This window comes from Vulcaniibacterium gelatinicum (assembly GCF_008033445.1).
Taxonomy (GTDB): domain Bacteria; phylum Pseudomonadota; class Gammaproteobacteria; order Xanthomonadales; family Xanthomonadaceae; genus Vulcaniibacterium_B; species Vulcaniibacterium_B gelatinicum.
On sequence record NZ_VNKO01000013.1, the window covers coordinates 17,003 to 34,572 of the forward strand.

Genomic DNA, 17,570 nt, shown 5'->3' on the forward strand with positions numbered 1-17,570 from the left:
CGGCGTTCACAGGATGTAGCGGCTCAGGTCCGGATCCTGCACCAGCGCGGCCAGGTGCGCGTCCACGTAGGCGCGGTCCACCGTCACCTGCGCGCCGCCGCGGTCGGGCGCCTCGTAGCTGAGCGTGTCGAGCAGCCGCTCCATCACCGTGTGCAGGCGCCGCGCGCCGATGTTCTCCTGGCGCTCGTTGATCTGCGCGGCGATGTCGGCGATGCGCTCGACCGCATCGTCGGTGAAGCGCAGCTCCACGCCCTCGGTGCGCAGCAGCTCGCGGTACTGCACGGTCAGCGCCGCCTTCGGTTCGGTCAGGATGCGGACGAAATCGTCCTTGCCCAGCGCGCCGAGCTCGACCCGGATCGGGAACCGGCCCTGCAGCTCCGGGATCAGGTCGCTGGGCTTGGCCAGGTGGAACGCGCCGGAGGCGATGAACAGGATGTGGTCGGTCCTGACCGGGCCGTACCTGGTGCTCACGGTGGAGCCTTCCACCAGCGGCAGCAGGTCGCGCTGCACGCCCTCGCGCGAGACGTCGGCGCCGTAGCCCTCGGCGCGCCTGGCGACCTTGTCGATCTCGTCGATGAAGACGATGCCGTGCTGCTCGCAGGCCTCGATCGCCGCGGCGCGCACCTCGTCCTCGTTGACCAGCTTGCCGGCCTCCTCCTCGACCAGCAGCGGACGCGCGGCGCGGACCGTCATCCGCTTGCGCTGGGTGCGGCCGCCGCCGAGCTGGGAGAACATCTGCCGCAGCTGCTGGCCCATCTCCTCCATGCCGGGCGGGGCCAGGATGTCCACGCCGGCCTGCAGGGACAGGTCGAGTTCGATCTCGCGCTCGTCGAGCGCGCCGGCGCGCAGTTGCCGGCGCAGCTTGAGCCGGGTCTCGTTGTCCTCGACGCCCGGCTCCTCGCGCGCGGCGGCCTCGAAGCCGAACACGGCCGGCGCCTGGCGGCGCGGCAGCAGCGCGTCGAGGAGGCGGTCCTCGGCGCGTTCCTCGGCCTGGGTGCGGACGCGCTGCTTGGCCTGTTCGCGGTGCATCTTGACCGCAACGTCCACGAGGTCGCGCACGATCTGCTCGACGTCCTTGCCGACGTACCCGACCTCGGTGAAACGCGTCGCTTCCACCTTCACGAACGGAGCGTTCGCGAGCGTGGCCAGGCGCCGCGCGATCTCGGTCTTGCCCACGCCGGTGGGGCCGATCATCAGGATGTTCTTCGGCATCACCTCGTTGCGCAGCTCCGGCGGCAGCTGCATGCGCCGCCAGCGGTTGCGCAGGGCGATGGCGACGGCGCGCTTGGCGGCGTGCTGGCCGACGATGTGGCGGTCGAGCTCCTGCACGATCTCGCGCGGGGTCATGGTCGAGGATGCGGTGTCGTGACTCATGCGGGGGCCTGGAGTTCTTCGACCACGATGTTGCGGTTGGTGTAGATGCAGATGTCGCCGGCGATGCCCAGCGCCTCGACCGCGATGGTGCGGGCGTCGAGGTCGGTGTGGGCGAGCAGGGCGCGCATCGCGGCGAGGGCAAAGGCGCCGCCGGAGCCGATCGCGACCAGGCCGTCCTCGGGTTCGATCACGTCGCCGGTGCCGGAGACGATGAGCGAGGTTTCGCGGTCGGCGACGGCGAGCAGGGCTTCGAGTTTTCCGAAGCGGCGTTCGGTGCGCCAGTCCTTGGCCAGTTCGACGGCGGCGCGGGTGAGCTGGCCGTGTTTTTCGAGTTTGGCTTCGAACAGTTCGAACAGGGTGAAGGCGTCGGCGGCGGCGCCGGCGAAGCCGGCCAGCACCTGGCCGTCCTTGCCGAGCCGGCGCACCTTGCGGGCGTTGCGTTTCATCACCGTGTTGCCGAGGGTGACCTGGCCGTCGCCGGCGACGACGACGCGGCCATGGCGGCGGACGGAGACGATGGTGGTGGCGTGGAAGACGTGGGGGTCGCGGCTGGGGTCCATGCGGGGCTCCCGGGAAGTCAGGCAGAGGTGGGGCCGCCGGGGGCGGGGTTCAATGCCGTGATGTCAGCGCCGTGCCGGCGCGGTCGGCCCCGACTTTGGCCGGGGTGATGTGACGGCGCGGGCGGGGGGGCGGCCCGGGTCCGGCGTCGTTGCGGGAGGTTTCGTCGGCCCCGGTCTGCCCGAAGCGGAAACACTTGTACGCGCCGTCACACCGCGCACGCGAACTATGTGAGGGTCACACGCGCCGCGCGATCACTTCGGTTTGTGCTTGCGCTTCGCGCGCGGGTGCGCGGCGTCGTACACCTTGGCCAGGTGCTGGAAGTCGAGGTGGGTGTAGATCTGGGTGGTGGCGATGTCGGCGTGGCCGAGCAGCTCCTGCACCGCGCGCAGGTCGCCGGAGGATTCGAGCAGGTGGCTGGCGAAGCTGTGCCGCAGCAGGTGCGGGTGCACGCGCTTGAACAGCCCATGGCGCTGCGCCAGCACGCGCAGGCGCTGCTGCACCGCGCGCGGGGTGAGCGGGCCGTTGCGGCCCGGGAACACCGGCGCGTCGCGGGCCGGCCGCTGCGCCGCGCGCCAGGCCGCGAGCGCCGCGCGCGCGTGCGAGCCCACCGGCACGCTGCGCTGCTTGCGGCCCTTGCCCAGCACCGTCACCAGGCCGCCGTCGAGGTCCAGGTCGTGCCAGCGCAGCGCGCACAACTCCGACAGGCGCAGGCCCGAGGAATAGAACAGCTCCAGCAGCGCCCGGTCGCGCAGGCCCAGCGGCGCGTCGGCGGGCACCTCGACCAGCGCCTTGGCCTCGTCCGGATCGAGCACCTGCGGCAGCTTGCGCGGCGCCTTCGGCCCGCGCACCGCCGCCACGGGATTGGCCTGGATCCGCCCGTGCCTGACGAGCCAGCGGTAGAAACTGCGGCAGGCCGACAACCGCCGCTGCAGGCTCTTCGGCGACAGTCCCGCGCGATGCCCGGCGGCGACGAACGCGCGCAGATCCTCCGCATGCAGCCCCGCGAGATCGCCGCCGCGCCCCTGCGCCCATGCGGCCAGGGCCGCCAGATCGCGCCGGTATCCTTCCAGCGTGTGCGGCGACAGGCCGCGCTCGACCTGCAGGTGGGCGAGGAAGGCCGCGACCTCGGGAGGCGGCTCAGCCATCGAACCTGCGCAGCGCCGCCGCCAGCGCCTCGCCCATCATGCGCAGGAACAGCGTGCCCATGCCGGGGAAGAAGCGGTTCGGATCGCGGCTGCCGACCGCGACCAGGCCCAGGCCCGGCAGCGGCAGCAGCGCGCTCGACTGCACCTCCGCCGCGCGCTCGCCGTACAGCAGCGCGTGCTTGTCCGGGTGCAGCCGGCCGCAGATCGGCTCGCCGGCGGCGAGCGCGTCGCGGAACGGCGCCAGGCGCGGATCGAGCGGATCGAGCACCTGCAGCCACTCGGCGTCCTCGAGCCCGGCCACCGGCGCGAACAGCACGATGCGGACCAGGTCGCCCTGGAAATCCTCGGCCAGGCTCGCCGCCATCGCGCGCACGGTCCCGGCCGGGTCGGGCTGGCGCATCAGCGCCAGGGTGAGCTGGTGGGTGCGCACCGCCAGCCGCTCGTTCTCCTGCGCGTTGGCGAACAGCTCCTGCAGGCGCCGGCCGAGCTCGCGGTTCTTGTCGCGCAGCACCTCGAGCTGGTAGCTCGCCAGCGACGCCGCCGGGCCCTGCTCGCGCGGCACCACCAGGCTCAGCGCCAGGTCCGGGAACTGCTGCAGGAAGCGCGGATGCCGCCGCAGCCAGGCCGCGACTTCGTGCGCGCCGAGTTTCTCGCCGGTTTCGTTCATGACAGCCATTCCCCTTCGAACACGAATGCGGCCGGGCCGGCCATCACGATCGGCGCGTCGTCGCGCGGCCAGTGCAGCTGCAGCTCGCCGCCGGGCAGGGCCACCGTGAGGCTGCGTTCGACCCGGCCGCGCCGGATCAGGATCGCCGCCGCGGCGCAGGCGCCGCTGCCGCAGGCCAGGGTCTCGCCGGCGCCGCGTTCGTACACGCGCAGCTTCACCTGCGTGCGCGAGACCACTTCGGCGAAGCCGACGTTGACCGATTCCGGGAACGCGCCGGCCTGCTGCAGCGCCGGGCCGAGCGTGGCGACCGGGGCGCGGGCGAGGTCGTCCACCTCGATCAGCGCATGCGGGTTGCCCATCGAGACCGCGCCGAAGCGCAGCGTGCGGCCGTCGAGGTCGAGCGCGTATTCGTCCTGCGCGTCCTGCACGCCGCGCAGCGGGATCGCCTGCGGCGCGAACTGCGGCATGCCCATCGCGATCGCGTAGCGGTCCCCGTCCAGAACCTGCACTTCGTGCGTGCCGGCGGGGCTGTCGAGCACGAAGCGGTCGCCGCGCGCCTCACCCGCGCGCCGCAGCCACGCGGCCACGCAGCGGGCGCCGTTGCCGCACTGCTGGGCGCTGGAGCCGTCGGCGTTCCAGATCCGGTAGGCGGCCACGGCCTGCGCGCTGCGCGGCGCTTCGACGGTCAGGATCTGGTCGCAGCCGACGCCGAAGTGGCGGTCGGCGATGGCCCGGCACAGGGCCAGCGACGGCGACGGCAGCCCCGGCCGCAGGTCGAGCACGACGAAGTCGTTGCCCGCGCCGTGCATCTTGGTGAAACGCATGGCGCGGCTCAGCCGGACCCCTCGCCTGCCGGCGGCGTGGTCGGAGCGGGCGGCGGAGGGGCGGTCTCGGGGTCGGCCGCGGTGGTGTCGTCGGTGGTCTCGGCAGTGGCCGGATCCCCCGCAGGCGCGGTCTCGGCCGGGGCCGCGGCGGGCCGCGTCGGCAACACCAGCGGGCCCTTGTTGCCGCAGCCGCCGACCAGCAGCACGACGGCGGCGAGGAGTGCGATGCGCAGGTTCATGCAGGCAGTGTAGCGCTCAGGTGCGCGGTTCGGGGCGACGCCAGAGCCAGGCGGCGACGATCGCCATGATCGCGGTGCCGAGGCCGGCCATCCAGACGCGCGGGGCGGTGAGGAACAGGAGCACGGCGCACAGGCCCATCATCGTGGTCGCGAGCCGTTTGGCGCGGCGGCTGACCGCGCCGTGGGCCTGCCAGTCGCGGATCATCGGCCCGAAGTGGCGGTGGGCGTGCAGCCAGTCGTGCAGGCGGCGCGAGCCGCGGGCGGCGGCGAACGCGGCCAGCAGCACGAACGGCACCGTCGGCAGGCCGGGCACGGCGATGCCGATCAGGCCGAGGCCGAGGCTGGCGTAGGCGAGCAGCCACCAGGCCCAGCGGGAACGCAGCGGTGTGGGGGCGGGGTCGTGCATGGGCGGACCAGGCGCGGCTGCGCAGTGTCGCATTCGCGCGGGGGCGATGCTTGCGTGCGGTTCCGTTGCTTCGGGCAGGGCGCCGCCGCGAGCGACACCTCCGCGCACCGGACCCGGGACGACCGTGCTTGCCGCCTCTCTCATCGGACGAGCGCCTTCGAAAGCATCAGGCCCGCCCCCCGCGACCGGGAAACGGGACTGATCGGTGCATTCCCCGCGGCGTGGGCGCCGCGGGAGCGCGTCATTGCGCGGCGGTGGCCTGGCCGCCGCCTTCCACGCCCAGCTGGTCGAGCAGGAACGCGTACATCTCGGCCAGCTCGCGGTAGCGGCGGAAGCGGCCGGACTTGCCGCCGTGGCCGGCGTCCATGTTGGTGCGGAACACGACCGGCTGGTCGGAGGTGTTCAGATCGCGCAGGCGCGCCACGTACTTGGCCGGCTCCCAGTACTGCACCTGCGAATCCCACAGCCCGGTGCCGACGAACATCGCCGGGTACGCCTGCCTCGAAAGATTGTCGTACGGCGAGTACGACAGCATGTACTCGTAGTAGTCCTTCTGCTCCGGGTTGCCCCACTCGTCGTACTCGTTGGTGGTCAGCGGGATGCTCGGATCGAGCATCGTCGTCACCACGTCCACGAACGGCACCTGCGACAGGATCACGCGGTACCTGTCCGGCGCCAGGTTGGCGATCGCGCCCATCAGCAACCCGCCGGCGCTGCCGCCGTAGGCGGCGACCCGGTCCGGCGCGGCGTAGCCTTCCTTCACCAGGTGCGCGGTGACGTCGATGAAATCGGTGAAGGTGTTCTTCTTCTTGAACAGCTTGCCGTCCTCGTACCAGCGCCGCCCCAGCTCCTGGCCGCCGCGGATGTGCGCGATCGCGTACACCACGCCGCGGTCGAGCAGGCTCACCACCGGCAGGTTGAAGTTCGGGTCCATGGACGCGCCGTAGCTGCCGTAGCCGTACTGCAGCAGCGCGGCGGTGCCGTCGCGCTTGAAGCCCTTGCGGTACACCAGCGACACCGGGATCCTGGTGCCGTCGCGCGCGGTGGCCCACACGCGCTCGGTCACGTACTTCGACGGGTCGTAGCCCAGCACCGGCTGCTGCTTGAGCAGGCGCCGCTCGCCGCTCTTCACGTTGACCTCATAGGTGGTCGGCGGCGTGGTCAGCGAGGTGTAGGTGTAGCGCAGCCAGTCGGTCTCGGGCTCGGCGTTCACCGAAAGGCCCATGCTGTAGGCCGGCTCGTCGGCCTTGACGTGCTCCTCGCGGCCGTCGGCGCGGATCAGGCGCAGGCGCTCCAGGCCGTCGGAGCGCTCGGCGACCACGGTGAAGTCGCGGAACAGCTCGAAGCCCTCGATGAACACGTCCTCGCGGTGCCCGATCCACTCCTGCCACTGCGTGCGCGAGGTCGCGCCGGTGGGCGCGGTCATCAGCTTGAAGTTCTTCGCCCCGCCCGCGTTGGTGCGGATCACCCAGCGCCCGCCGTAGTGGTCTGCGTCGTACTCCACGTCGCGCTCGCGCGGGGCGAGCACCACGAACTCGCGCGGATCGGCGGCCGGCGCGCAGCGCAGCTCGTCCGACACCGTGCTGCTCACGCCGATGCAGATGAACCTGTCGTCGCGGGTGCGCGAGATGCCCATGTAGAAGCTGTCGTCGGGCTCCTCGTACACCAGCACGTCCGCGGACGCCGGGGTGCCGAGCACGTGCTTCTTCACCCGCTTGGTCAGCAGCGTCTCCGGATCGTTCTCGACGTAGAACAGGGTGCGGTTGTCGTCGGCCCAGACCAGGTTGGGCGAGACGCCCTTGATCTCGTCCGGGTACAGCTCGCCGGTCTCCAGGTTCTTGATCCGGATGACGTACTGGCGGCGGCCGACGGTGTCCTCGGCGTAGGCGAGCAGGCGGTTGTCCTGGCTGACCTCGAAATCGCCGATGTTGTAGTAGTCCTTGCCGGCGGCGAGCGCGTTGACGTCGAGCAGGACCTCCTCGCCGGCGAAGTCGCCCGCGTCGTTGGCCTGCTGGATCGCCTCGGCGCGCAGGCCCGCAGCGTCGCGCCGGCGGGCGTGGACCGGGTAGTCCTTGCCGGTCTCGTAGCGCGAGTAGTACCAGAAGCCGCGCTCGCGGTACGGCACCGAGCTGTCGTCCTGCTTGATGCGCGCGACGATCTCGTCGTAGAGCCGGTCCTGCAAGGGCTTGAGCCGGGCCATGACCGCGTCGGCGTAGGCGTTCTCGGCCTCGAGGTAGGCGAGCACGTCCGGAGCCTTGCGGCGGTCGTCGCGCAGCCAGTAGTACTCGTCGTTGCGCTCGGCGCCGTGCGGCGCGCGGACCACGTGCGGGCGGCGTTCGGCGTCGGGCGGCGGCGGCAGGGACTGCGGGCTGGCGGCGGCGGTGACGCTGGTCATGAGCAGGGTGGCGAGGAGCAGGGAAGTGGGTTTCATGGATGGGGTCGAAGGTCGGGAATGCAACCGCGGCGCGCTCAGCGGCTCAGCTGCCGCCAGAGGAAGGTGTAGGCCAGGGCCTGCATGTGCGCGAGCTGGGCGTTGTCGGCGGCGCCGCCGTGCCCGCCCTCGATGTTCTCGTAATAGCGCACGTCCAGGCCCATCGCCTGCATCTTCGCCATCATCTTGCGCGCGTGGCCGGGGTGGACGCGGTCGTCGCGGGTCGAGGTGGTGAACAGCACCGGCGGGTACTTCACACCCTCGCGCAGCAGGTGGTAGGGCGAGAAGTTCCGGATGAAGGCCCACTCCTCCGGCTTGTCCGGGTCGCCGTATTCGGCCATCCACGAGGCGCCGGCGAGCAGCTTGTGGTAACGGCGCATGTCGAGCAGCGGCACCTGCACCACCACCGCGCCGAACAGCCCGGGGTAGCGGGTGAGCATGTTGCCCATCAGCAGGCCGCCGTTGCTGCCGCCCTGGATGCCCAGGTGCCGCGGCGAGGTGATCCTGCGCGCGACCAGGTCCTGCGCGACCGCAGCGAAGTCCTCGTAGGCCTTGTGCCGGTTGGCCTTGAGCGCGGCCTGGTGCCAGCGCGGGCCGTACTCGCCGCCGCCGCGGATGTTGGCCACGACGTACACGCCGCCGCGCTCGAGCCAGCCCTTGCCGACGCCGGCGGAGTACGCCGGGGTGAGCGCGATCTCGAAGCCGCCGTAGCCGTACAGCAGGGTCGGCGCGGTGCCGTCGTACTCCAGGTCCTTCGGCCGCACCAGGAAGTACGGCACGCGGGTGCCGTCCTGGCTGGTGGCGAAGTGCTGCTCGATGACGTGCCGGGAGGCGTCGAAGAAGGCCGGCATGCGCTTGAGCACTTCCGGCGCCTGGCCGACCTCGGCCAGCGACAGCGTGGTCGGGGTCAGGTAGTCGGCGGCGGTGAGCCAGACCGCGTCGCTCTCGTCCGGATCCACCGCCGACACGCCGATCGTGCCGAACTCCGGCGCGCCGACGAAGGGCGCGCGCGTCCACTCCGCTCCGGCCGCGGCGTCGGCGGCGGGCGGGGTGAGCACGGCGAGCCGGTTCTTGACGTCGTCGAGCACGTTGAGCACGAGGTGGTGCCAGGTCCAGGCGAAACCGGCCAGCGAGGTACGCTCGGTCGGCTCGAACAGCACCTCGAACGCGCGCTTGCCGGCCATGAAGTCGTCGAAGCGCGCGGCGATCAGGCTGCCGGCCGGGAACGTGCGGCCGCCGGCCTGGTACGGCTCGCGCAGCTCCAGCAGCAACCATTCGCGGTGCACGGTCTTGTTGGCCGAGTTGGGCGCGTCCACCTTGACCAGGGTGCCGTCGCCGCGGCGCAGGGACAGCTCGTCGTTGTAGAAGGCGATGGTGCGGCTGACGAAGTCGCGCTCGAAGCCCGGGGTGTGGTCGTGGAACGCGGCGATGTACATGTCGTCGGCGCGGCCCTCGTACACCGTCCGGGCCGCGGCCAGCGGCGTGCCGCGCTTCCATTCCTTGACGATGCGCGGGTAGCCCGATGCGGTCATCGTGCCGGGGCCGAAGTCGGTGTACACGTACACCGTGTCGCGGTCGATCCACTGCAGGCCGCCCTTGGCCTCGGGACGGAAGAAGCCGTCCTCGACCCAGGCCTTGCGGGTCAGGTCGAACTCGCGGGTGACATCGGCGTCGGCGCCGCCGCGCGAGAGCGCGATCAGGCAGCGCTCGTAGGCCGGCTTGAGGCACTCGGCGCCGTGCCAGACCCAGTTCTCGCCCTCGGCCTGATTGAGCGCGTCGAGGTCGAGCACGGTCTCCCAGCGCGGGTTCGGCTTGCGGTATTCCTCGAGCGTGGTGCGGCGCCAGACGCCGCGCGGGTTCTGCCGGTCCTTCCAGAAGTTGTAGTAGTACGGGCCGAGCTTCTCGACCGCGGGGATCCTGTCCTCGGAGTCGAGGATCGCGCGCAGGTCGGCCTCCAGGCGCTGGAACTCGGGCGTGGCGGCGAGTTCGGCGTGGGTCTGCGCATTGCGCTCGCGCACCCAGGCCAGGGCGCGCTCGCCCTCGACGTCCTCGAGCCAGAGATACGGATCGGCGGATTCGGCCATGGGGTCCTCCGCGCCGGCCGCGGCGGCGTATGCGCCGGCGGCCAGGCCCGCGGCCAGGCCCAGGGCGCGGCAGGTGTGCGACAGCTTCGGCATCGTGATCGGGTTCCGGTGGATCGAACCGGCAACGCTAGCACGCCGCGGCCGCGGCGCCGGCCTGCCGAAGGTTGGGCGTACTCAGGCGGCCTGCGGCAGGCGCGGCCGCGTCCACAGCGGCCGGCCGCGGCGGCGGGCCTGCGGCCGGCGCCGGGGGCGGGCGCGGCCGTCGCGGGACAGGCGCGGCAGGCGGAAGCGGTGCAGCGCCCACCAGGCGCTGGCCGGCATGGCCACCAGCCACAGCGGTGCCCAGCCGAGCAGGGGCAGATGGCCGCGCGCGGCCGGCAACAGCAGCACCAGCAACAGGCCGCCGAGGGTCAGGCGGCGCAGCAGGCGGTCGAGGCGGGGGTCGAACGGCGGCGGGGCGGGCGTGGACATGGCGGGCTCCGTGCGTGGACGGCGCCAGTCTGGAAAGCGGGCATCTCACGGGTTGCGACCGCGCGTCCGGCTCCGGACGCGGCGGCGCCGGCGGGCTGGGGCACGGCTTCGGGTGGGGCGGCACCCCCGGGGACGCCGCATCGCGTCCGTGTGGCGCTGCTTCGGATCGCCGCAGGTTGCGGACGACCGACTCAGTAGCCCGCCGCGTCCAGCGCCTTCTCCGCCTCGGCGCGGCCGAGTTCGATCAGTTCGCGCGCGCGCCAGAACTCGTAGAACTGGCAGGCGTCGCGCGGGATGCGGATCACCAGCTCGGGCGGGTCGAGCGCGAGCTGCACGCGTGCGATCTGCGCCTGCATGGTGTCGAGCGAGCGTGCGACCACCTCGGTGAGGCCGAGCTGGGTGCGGCGGCCGCTGCGTTCGGGGCCGCGCCAGCGCGCCAGCCAGCCGTTGCCTGACTCCGGCGGCTCCTCCTCGGCCGGTTCGCCGGGTGGATGCTGCGGCCAGCCGTGCATGTCCACCGCGATCAGGCGGTGCGCGTCGGACAGGCGGGTGGCGGCGATCGGCAGCGGCGCGAGCAGGCCGCCGTCCACCAGCTCGCGGCCATGCACGGTGTGCGGGGTGAACACGCCGGGGATCGCGAACGAGGCGCGGATCGCGTCCCACAGGTCGCCCTTGCGCAGCCACACCTCGCGCTGGCGCAGCAGGTCCACCGCGACCGCGGTGAAGTCGATCGGCAGCTCCTCGATCCGCGGCGAGCCGGCCAGCTCGCGCAGCGCGGCGATCAGGCGCGTGCCCTGGAACAGCGCCGGCCGCCCCAGCCCGGGGTCGAGCAGGCGCAGCATCGCGTTGCGGTCCATCGCGCACAGCCAGTCGCGGTACGCATGCAGCTTGCCGGCCGCGTGCAGCCCGCCGACCAGCGCGCCGCTGGAGGAGCCGGCGATCGCGACGATGTTGAAGCCGCGCCGCTCCAGCGCCTCGATCACGCCGATCTGCGCCAGTCCGCGCGCGCCGCCGGCGCCGAGCACCAGCGCGACCTTCTCGCCGGCATGGATCTTCGGCGGCTCGGCGGGCGTCATCGGTCGTAGTTGCTCAGGGCCAGGGCGAGCAGGGCGCGCGCCTGCTCGCGCAGCATCGGCGGCTCGACGATCTCGGCGTCGGCGCCGTAGTGCAGCACGTCCATCAGCAGCTCGCGGGTGCCGCTGTAGGGCACCTTCAGCTCGTAGCGTCCGTCGGGCAGGAACCGGCCCTGCTGGCGCGAATGCCAGCGCTCGTCGGCCACCCAGCGCGCGGCCTTGGCGCTGAACACGATCGTGGCCCAGCCCTTGGCCGGGCCGGAGAAGATGCCGTAGCTCGCGGCCAGGTGTTCGTCGAGCGCGGCCTCGTCGAGGTCGCGCGCGGCCGCGTCCAGGGTGCGCACCGCGGAGATGCGGTCCACGGCGAAGCTGCGCAGCGCCTCGCGGTCGTGGTCGAAGGCGTCGAGGTACCAGTTGTCGCGGTAGTGGGTGATGCGCTGCGGGCTGACCGTGCGCCGGGTCTTCTCGTCGGTGGAGCGGGCGCGGTACTCGAACGAGAGCTGCCGGCGCCCGAGCACCGCCGAGGCGACCTGGCGAAACACGTGTTCGTCGAGCCGGCGCGGGCGGCTGGCGATCACGCGCACGCGCTCGACCGGCCAGCGCGCGCCGCCGCTCTGCGCCTCCAGCAGCTTCTCGATCCGCGTCTGCAGCGGCGCGAGCGCGCTGGAGAGCAGCCCGCCGCTGCTGCGCGCGAGCAACTGCTGGGCGACCAGCAGTGCGTGCAGCTCCTCCGAGTTCAGCCACAGCCCCGGCAGTTCGAAGCGCTCGCTTTCCTTGGGGTCGTAGCGGAACCCGGCCTCGCCGTCGCCGACCACCGGCGCCATCAGCGCGTCGCGCAGGAAGGCGAGGTCGCGGTACACGGTGGCGCGCGAGCAGCCGAGCTCGTCCTGCAGCCGCGCCACCGTGACCGGCACGCGCGCGGCCTTGAGGGTGCGGTGCAGTGCGTTGATGCGTTCGTAACGTTCCATGGCCTGCGTGTCCGTGCCTTCCGCGCGACGGCGTTTAGGATGGCATCGGCGCCGCCGGCGCCGCCAGTCCACAAGGAGCCGCGCATGTCCGTCCCTCGCCCCGTGACCGCTTCCCTCCTCGCCGCCGGCCTGGGCCTCGCGCTCGCCGCCTGTTCGCGGCAGCCCGCTGCCGACACCGCCGCCGCGGCCGAGGCGACGGCCACACCCCGGGACACGGTGGCGGCGGCCGCCGCGGCCGCGGCCGAGGCGGTCGCGCCGGCCGACCCCAAGCAGGCGATGCTCGATTCGATGCGCAGGTTCAAGGCCGCGCGCAGCTGGCACGCGCGCATGGAGACCGACGGCGGCCCGCAGGGGCCGATGCACAACGAGATGACCTTCGTCGCGCCCGACCGCTACCGCATGGTGATGCGGATGGGGAACATGGAGATGGAGCAGGTGCGGATCGGCAACGACCTGTACATGGTGATGGACGGCCGGAGCCAGAAGATCACCATGCCGCCGGGCAGCATGGACCAGTGGCACGACCTGGCCGAGAAGAGCCAGCAGACCATGACCGTCGAGGCCCAGGGTCGCGAGGTGGTGGACGGGGTGCCGGCACGCAAGTACCTGCTGCGCCAGACCGAGCCGGCGCCCAGCGAGGTGACCGTGTGGCTGGGCACCGACGACCTGCCGCTGCGCGCGCGCGTGGTCAACCGGCAGCAGGGCCGCGACCTGGTCACCACCATCCGTTACACGCGCTACAACGACCCCGGCCTGACCGTGGACGCGCCGCGATAGGGCTCAGAACGCGCGCTCGAGCAGCAGGAAGGTCTCACCGCGGTTGCGGCCATGGGTGTCGCCGTTGGACAGGTGGCGCAGCGACACGCTCCAGCGCCGTCCCCGCCAGCCGGCCGCGGTCAGGAACTGGCCGTGGCCGGAGAGCACCTCGTTGTCCTCGCTGACCCAGGCGACCCCGCCGCTGGCGAACCAGCCGCGCCAGGTGAAGCGCTTGCTGGCGGCGAGCAGCAGCGCGTCGGACAGCGGCGCGCGGCCGGCGTAGTCGCGCTGGGCGATGTAGCCGAGCATCAGTTCCCACGGGTGCCGTTGCTCGCTGCGCCAGGCCAGGGTGAGCACGTGTGCGGGTTCGCCATCAATGGCCTTGGCCGCGCCCAGCCCGACCGCGGTGTCCGCACGCGCCGGCCCGGCCGGCCACAGCAGCGCCAGCACCGCGCCCATCACCATCGCCCTGCGTCCCATCGCGGTCTCCCCCTGCCCGGCCCGTGCGCATCAGTGTGACTCGCCGCGGCCGGCCGTGCACGGGCACAATGCGCGCCTGCGCGCCCGCCCGCCCCGGATCCCGATGAAGCAGCCGCCGCTGAATCTGTCGCCGTCCCCGGGGGACGAGGTCAAGGCGACCACCTGCTACATGTGCGCCTGCCGCTGCGGCATCAAGGTCTGGCTGCAGGACGGGCGGATCCGCTACCTCCAGGGCAATCCCGAGCACCCGGTCAACCGCGGCGTGCTGTGCGCGAAGGGCTCGGCCGGGATCATGCAGCACGCCTCGCCCGCGCGGCTGTGCAAGCCGCTGCTGCGGGTGGGCGAGCGCGGCGCCGGCGAGTTCCGCGAGATCGAGTGGGACGAGGCGCTCGACATCGCGGCGTCGTGGCTCAAGCCGATCCGCGAACGCAACCCGGACGCGCTCGCCTTCTTCACCGGCCGCGACCAGTCGCAGGCGCTGACCGGCTGGTGGGCGCAGCAGTTCGGCACCGTCAACTACGCCGCGCACGGCGGCTTCTGCTCGGTGAACATGGCCGCCGGCGGCCTGTACACGCTCGGCGGCAGCTTCTGGGAATTCGGCGAGCCGGACTGGGAGCACACGCAGTACCTGATGCTGTGGGGCGTGGCCGAGGACCACGACTCCAACCCGATCAAGCTCGGCCTGGGCAAGCTGAAGCAGCGCGGCGCGAAGATCGTCGCGGTCAATCCGGTGCGCACCGGCTACGGGGCGATCGCCGACGAGTGGATCGGCATCCGCCCCGGCACCGACGGCCTGTTCGCGTGCGCGCTGATCCACGAGCTGCTCAAGGCCGACCGCATCGACCTGGAGTACCTGGTGCGCTACACCAACGCGCACTGGCTGGTGATCCGCGACCCGGGCGGCGCGCAGGACGGCCTGTTCGCGCGCGACGACGCCGGGCAACCCCGGTGCTGGGACCGCCAGGCGCAGGCCCCGGCCCGCGCCGACGCCACCGGCATCGCGCCCGCGATCGTCGGCGACTACGCCCTGCCCGACGGCCGCCGCGCGGTGCCGGTGTTCCAGCTCGTCGCCGAGCGCTATCTCGACCCGCAGTACGCGCCGGAGGCGGTGGGCGAACGCTGCGGCGTGCCCGCCGCCACCATCCGCCGCATCGCGCGCGAGCTCGCCCGGGCCGCGTTCGACAGCGACCTGCGCCTGCCCGTCGCCTGGACCGACGCCTGGGGCCGCGAACACGCGGAGATGCCCGGCCGCCCGGTGGCGATGCACGCGATGCGCGGCATCAGCGCGCATTCCAACGGCTTCCACACCTGCCGCGCCCTGCACCTGCTGCAGCTGCTGCTGGGCGCGGTGGACGCGCCCGGCGGCTTCCGCTTCCAGCCGCCGTACCCCAGGCCGGTGCCGCCGGCCAACCGCCCCGGCAAGGCGCGCCGCGCCGACGGCACGCTCGACGCCGCGCCGCTCGGCTTCGTGCACGGGCCCGAGGATCTGCTGGTGGATGCCGACGGGCAGCCGCGCCGCATCGACCATGCGTATTCGTGGGCCTATCCGCTCGCCGCGCACGGCATGCTGCACACCGTGCTGCGCAACGCCTGGGCGGGCGATCCGTACCGGATCGAGGCCCTGCTGCTGTTCATGGCCAACATGAGCTGGAACTCGGCGATGAACACCGCCGAGACGATCGGCTGGCTCACCGACAAGGACGAGCGCGGCGACTACCGCATCCCGCGCATCATCTACGCCGACGCCTACGCCAGCGAGATGGTGGCCTACGCCGACCTGGTGCTGCCGGACACCACGTACCTGGAACGGCACGATGCGATCAGCCTGCTCGACCGGCCGATCTCCGACGCCGACGGCGCCGCCGACGCGCTGCGCGTGCCGGTGTTCGACCCGGCCACCCAGCCCGACGCCGACGGCCGGCCGCGCGACGTGCGCGGCTTCCAGTCGGTGCTGATCGAACTCGGCGCGCGGCTCGGCCTGCCGGGGCTGGTGGACGAGCACGGCGCGCCGAGGTACCGCGACTACGCCGACTACATCGTGCGCCACGAACGCGCGCCCGGGGTGGGCCTGCTCGCCGGCTGGCGCGGTGCCGACGGCTCGCTGCACGGCAAGGGCCCGCCGAATCCGCACCAGCTCGAACGCTACCTCGAACACGGCGGCTTCTGGCGCGCGGAGATCCCGGCGCACGCGCGCTACTTCAAGATGGCCAACCGCGGCTATCTGCAGTGGGCGCAGGCGATGGGCTTTCTGGCCGCGCCCGAGCCGATCGTGCTGCAGCTGTACTCGGAGACGCTGCAGAAGTTCCGCCTCGCCGCGCAGGGCCACGGCGCGCACCAGCCGCCGCCGGCGCACCGCGAGCGGGTGGCGACGTACTTCGACCCGCTGCCGCTGTGGTATCCGCCGTTCGAGGAGGCGCAGCTGGCGGAGGCGCAGGCGTCCTTCCCGCTGCACGCGATCACCCAGCGGCCGATGTTCATGTACCACGCCTGGGGCTCGCAGAACGCCTGGCTGCGGCAGATCGCCGCGCGCAACTGGCTGTACCTGCACCCGGACACCGCGGCCCGCCACGGCATCGCCGACGAGGACTGGGTGGTGGTCGAATCGCACCACGGTGCGATCACGGTGCAGGCCAGACTCGCCGCCAACGTGCAGCCGGACACGGTCTGGACCTGGAACGCGGTCGGCAAGCGCCGCGGCGCATGGCGGCTCGATCCCGACGCGCCGGAAGGCACGCGCGGCTTCCTGCTCAACCACCTGATCTCCGACCTCACCCCCAGGGGCGACTACGCCAACGCCGATCCGGTCACCGGCCAGGCGGCGTGGTTCGACCTGCGGGTGCGGCTGCGCAAGGCCGGGGACGCGACGATGAGCCAGCCGCAGTTCCCGCCCCTGGCGCTCGGCGCCGCCGACCCGCGCCCGCTGCGCTACGGCGCGGAGCTGCGCGCGCGCGAACACCGCAGGAAGGACTGAGCATGACCGCACTGCCGCCGCCATCGCCGAAGAAGCTCGGGCTGGTGATCGACCTGGACACCTGCGTCGGCTGCCACGCCTGCGCGGTGGGCTGCAAGCAGTGGAACAGCGGCGGCATCGCCGGCCCGCTCACCGACGAGGACGCCTACGGACGCGCGCCCTCGGGGGTGTGGTTCAACCGTGTGCACAGCTACGAGGTCGCCGGCACCGACGGCGGCGGGGCGGGCGCGGCGCAGCCGGCGATGACCCTGCACTTCCCGCGTTCGTGCCTGCACTGCGAGCAGCCCGCGTGCGTGACCGTGTGCCCGACCGGCGCCAGCTACAAGCGCGCCGAGGACGGGATCGTGCTGGTGGACGAGGACAAGTGCATCGGTTGCAAGCTGTGCTCCTGGGCCTGCCCGTACGGCGCGCGCGAGTACAGCGCGGTCGAAGGGGTGATGAAGAAGTGCACCCTGTGCGTGGACCGGATCTACAACGAACACCTGCCCGAGGCCGAGCGCGTGCCGGCCTGCGTGCAGGTGTGCCCGACCCGCGCGCGCCACTTCGGCGACCTCGGCGACCCGGACTCGGCGGTATCGAAGCTGGTGGCCGAACGCGGCGGCGTGGCGCTGCTGCCCGAACTCGGCTACGCGCCGGTCAACCGCTACCTGCCGCCGCGGCCGCGGCGCGCGGACGAAGCCGGGGACGAGCCCCCACCCCTGCCCTCCCCCGCAAGCGGGGGAGGGCGCATCGCACGCTGGCTCGACCGCATTCTCAAACGATGAGGACTCCCATGAGCACGACTCCGCTGCTGGTCTCGACCACGCCCACCCTCGAAGGCCGCCGCATCGTCGCCTACAAGGGCCTGGTCGGCGGCGACGCGATCCTCGGCGCGAACATGTTCCGCGACTTCTTCGCCGGCATCCGCGACCTGGTCGGCGGCCGCTCCGGCAGCTACGAGAAGGTGCTGCGCAAGGCCAAGCAGGAGGCGATCGAGGACATGCTCGAGCAGGCGCGCGAGCTGGGCGCGAACGCGGTGGTCGGCGTGGACCTGGACTACGAGACCATCCAGGTCCAGGACGGCGGTTCGATGCTGATGGTGTCGGCCTCCGGCACCGCGGTCGTGGTCGAATGACGCCCG

General features: G+C 72.5%; 17 protein-coding genes. 4 read left to right on the forward strand and 13 right to left on the reverse strand.

Annotated features, from left to right (window positions below):
• Positions 1-6: 6 nt before the first annotated feature.
• The 12 genes from hslU to FPV26_RS08790 all read right to left on the reverse strand — a co-directional run bounded on the left by hslU (position 7) and on the right by FPV26_RS08790 (position 12,243).
• Complete coding sequence (gene hslU / locus FPV26_RS08735) at positions 7-1,374, reverse strand: ATP-dependent protease ATPase subunit HslU (protein ID WP_181952605.1); 1,368 nt, start codon at positions 1,372-1,374, stop codon at positions 7-9.
• Positions 1,371-1,934 (reverse strand): ATP-dependent protease subunit HslV, encoded by a 564-nt coding sequence (hslV, locus tag FPV26_RS08740; RefSeq protein ID WP_147653500.1) that lies wholly within the window; start codon positions 1,932-1,934, stop codon positions 1,371-1,373. Before hslV ends, hslU begins: the two co-directional genes overlap by 4 nt.
• Positions 1,935-2,186: 252 nt before the next feature.
• Positions 2,187-3,080: a tyrosine recombinase XerC gene (gene xerC / locus FPV26_RS08745; RefSeq protein ID WP_147653501.1), complete on the reverse strand. Its 894-nt coding sequence runs from the start codon at positions 3,078-3,080 to the stop codon at positions 2,187-2,189.
• Positions 3,073-3,747 (reverse strand): DUF484 family protein, encoded by a 675-nt coding sequence (locus FPV26_RS08750; RefSeq protein WP_147653502.1) that lies wholly within the window; start codon positions 3,745-3,747, stop codon positions 3,073-3,075. Before FPV26_RS08750 ends, xerC begins: the two co-directional genes overlap by 8 nt.
• Entirely contained in the window at positions 3,744-4,571 is an 828-nt protein-coding gene (gene dapF, locus FPV26_RS08755) for a diaminopimelate epimerase (RefSeq protein WP_147653563.1), read from the reverse strand. Before dapF ends, FPV26_RS08750 begins: the two co-directional genes overlap by 4 nt.
• Positions 4,572-4,579: 8 nt before the next feature.
• Complete coding sequence (gene lptM, locus FPV26_RS12760) at positions 4,580-4,810, reverse strand: LPS translocon maturation chaperone LptM (RefSeq protein WP_220429080.1); 231 nt, start codon at positions 4,808-4,810, stop codon at positions 4,580-4,582.
• 16 nt (positions 4,811-4,826) lie between these two features.
• Positions 4,827-5,216, reverse strand: a complete 390-nt coding sequence (locus FPV26_RS08765) for a YbaN family protein (protein WP_147653503.1) — start codon at positions 5,214-5,216, stop codon at positions 4,827-4,829.
• Between the two features lie 241 nt (positions 5,217-5,457).
• A complete protein-coding gene (locus FPV26_RS08770; protein ID WP_181952607.1) occupies positions 5,458-7,647 on the reverse strand; it encodes a S9 family peptidase in 2,190 nt (729 codons plus the stop codon).
• Positions 7,648-7,685: 38 nt separating this feature from the next.
• Complete coding sequence (locus FPV26_RS08775; RefSeq protein WP_147653504.1) at positions 7,686-9,824, reverse strand: prolyl oligopeptidase family serine peptidase; 2,139 nt, start codon at positions 9,822-9,824, stop codon at positions 7,686-7,688.
• An 81-nt stretch (positions 9,825-9,905) separates the two neighbouring features.
• Positions 9,906-10,202, reverse strand: a complete 297-nt coding sequence (locus tag FPV26_RS08780; protein WP_147653505.1) for a hypothetical protein — start codon at positions 10,200-10,202, stop codon at positions 9,906-9,908.
• Positions 10,203-10,393: 191 nt separating this feature from the next.
• Positions 10,394-11,278, reverse strand: a complete 885-nt coding sequence (locus FPV26_RS08785; RefSeq protein WP_147653506.1) for a patatin-like phospholipase family protein — start codon at positions 11,276-11,278, stop codon at positions 10,394-10,396.
• A complete protein-coding gene (locus FPV26_RS08790; protein ID WP_147653507.1) occupies positions 11,275-12,243 on the reverse strand; it encodes a helix-turn-helix transcriptional regulator in 969 nt (322 codons plus the stop codon). Before FPV26_RS08790 ends, FPV26_RS08785 begins: the two co-directional genes overlap by 4 nt.
• 102 nt (positions 12,244-12,345) lie before the next feature.
• Here FPV26_RS08790 and FPV26_RS08795 point away from each other — a divergent pair, with 102 nt between their 5' ends.
• Positions 12,346-13,020, forward strand: a complete 675-nt coding sequence (locus tag FPV26_RS08795) for a hypothetical protein (RefSeq protein ID WP_181952608.1) — start codon at positions 12,346-12,348, stop codon at positions 13,018-13,020.
• A 3-nt stretch (positions 13,021-13,023) separates the two neighbouring features.
• Here FPV26_RS08795 and FPV26_RS08800 read toward each other — a convergent pair whose 3' ends face one another.
• Positions 13,024-13,479 carry a porin family protein gene (locus FPV26_RS08800; RefSeq protein WP_147653509.1) on the reverse strand — a complete coding sequence of 152 codons (456 nt, stop codon included), beginning with the start codon at positions 13,477-13,479 and terminating at the stop codon, positions 13,024-13,026.
• A 103-nt stretch (positions 13,480-13,582) separates the two neighbouring features.
• On the opposite strand from FPV26_RS08800, the gene FPV26_RS08805 reads away from it, so the two are divergent.
• From FPV26_RS08805 to FPV26_RS08815, 3 genes are read left to right on the forward strand one after another with little or no spacing between them, the layout of a single operon-like run.
• On the forward strand, positions 13,583-16,450 hold the full coding sequence (locus FPV26_RS08805) for a molybdopterin oxidoreductase family protein (RefSeq protein ID WP_147653510.1): 2,868 nt from the start codon (positions 13,583-13,585) through the stop codon (positions 16,448-16,450).
• Positions 16,451-16,452: 2 nt separating this feature from the next.
• The gene (locus FPV26_RS08810) at positions 16,453-17,214 is read left to right on the forward strand and encodes a 4Fe-4S dicluster domain-containing protein (RefSeq protein ID WP_147653511.1); all 762 of its coding nucleotides are present in this window, start codon (positions 16,453-16,455) and stop codon (positions 17,212-17,214) included.
• Positions 17,215-17,222: 8 nt separating this feature from the next.
• Entirely contained in the window at positions 17,223-17,564 is a 342-nt protein-coding gene (locus FPV26_RS08815) for a heavy metal-binding domain-containing protein (RefSeq protein ID WP_342781841.1), read from the forward strand.
• Positions 17,565-17,570 lie beyond the last annotated feature (6 nt).

Excerpts from the sequence above, each read along its gene's own strand:
- hslU (WP_181952605.1), bottom strand. The coding sequence starts at position 1,374 with ATGAGTCACGACACCGCATCCTCGACCATGACCCCGCGCGAGATCGTG.
- hslV (WP_147653500.1), bottom strand. The coding sequence starts at position 1,934 with ATGGACCCCAGCCGCGACCCCCACGTCTTCCACGCCACCACCATCGTC.
- xerC (WP_147653501.1), bottom strand. The coding sequence starts at position 3,080 with ATGGCTGAGCCGCCTCCCGAGGTCGCGGCCTTCCTCGCCCACCTGCAG.
- FPV26_RS08750 (WP_147653502.1), bottom strand. The coding sequence starts at position 3,747 with ATGAACGAAACCGGCGAGAAACTCGGCGCGCACGAAGTCGCGGCCTGG.
- dapF (WP_147653563.1), bottom strand. The coding sequence starts at position 4,571 with ATGCGTTTCACCAAGATGCACGGCGCGGGCAACGACTTCGTCGTGCTC.
- lptM (WP_220429080.1), bottom strand. The coding sequence starts at position 4,810 with ATGAACCTGCGCATCGCACTCCTCGCCGCCGTCGTGCTGCTGGTCGGC.
- FPV26_RS08765 (WP_147653503.1), bottom strand. The coding sequence starts at position 5,216 with ATGCACGACCCCGCCCCCACACCGCTGCGTTCCCGCTGGGCCTGGTGG.
- FPV26_RS08770 (WP_181952607.1), bottom strand. The coding sequence starts at position 7,647 with ATGAAACCCACTTCCCTGCTCCTCGCCACCCTGCTCATGACCAGCGTC.
- FPV26_RS08775 (WP_147653504.1), bottom strand. The coding sequence starts at position 9,824 with ATGCCGAAGCTGTCGCACACCTGCCGCGCCCTGGGCCTGGCCGCGGGC.
- FPV26_RS08780 (WP_147653505.1), bottom strand. The coding sequence starts at position 10,202 with ATGTCCACGCCCGCCCCGCCGCCGTTCGACCCCCGCCTCGACCGCCTG.
- FPV26_RS08785 (WP_147653506.1), bottom strand. The coding sequence starts at position 11,278 with ATGACGCCCGCCGAGCCGCCGAAGATCCATGCCGGCGAGAAGGTCGCG.
- FPV26_RS08790 (WP_147653507.1), bottom strand. The coding sequence starts at position 12,243 with ATGGAACGTTACGAACGCATCAACGCACTGCACCGCACCCTCAAGGCC.
- FPV26_RS08800 (WP_147653509.1), bottom strand. The coding sequence starts at position 13,479 with ATGGGACGCAGGGCGATGGTGATGGGCGCGGTGCTGGCGCTGCTGTGG.
- FPV26_RS08805 (WP_147653510.1), top strand. The coding sequence starts at position 13,583 with ATGAAGCAGCCGCCGCTGAATCTGTCGCCGTCCCCGGGGGACGAGGTC.
- FPV26_RS08810 (WP_147653511.1), top strand. The coding sequence starts at position 16,453 with ATGACCGCACTGCCGCCGCCATCGCCGAAGAAGCTCGGGCTGGTGATC.
- FPV26_RS08815 (WP_342781841.1), top strand. The coding sequence starts at position 17,223 with ATGAGCACGACTCCGCTGCTGGTCTCGACCACGCCCACCCTCGAAGGC.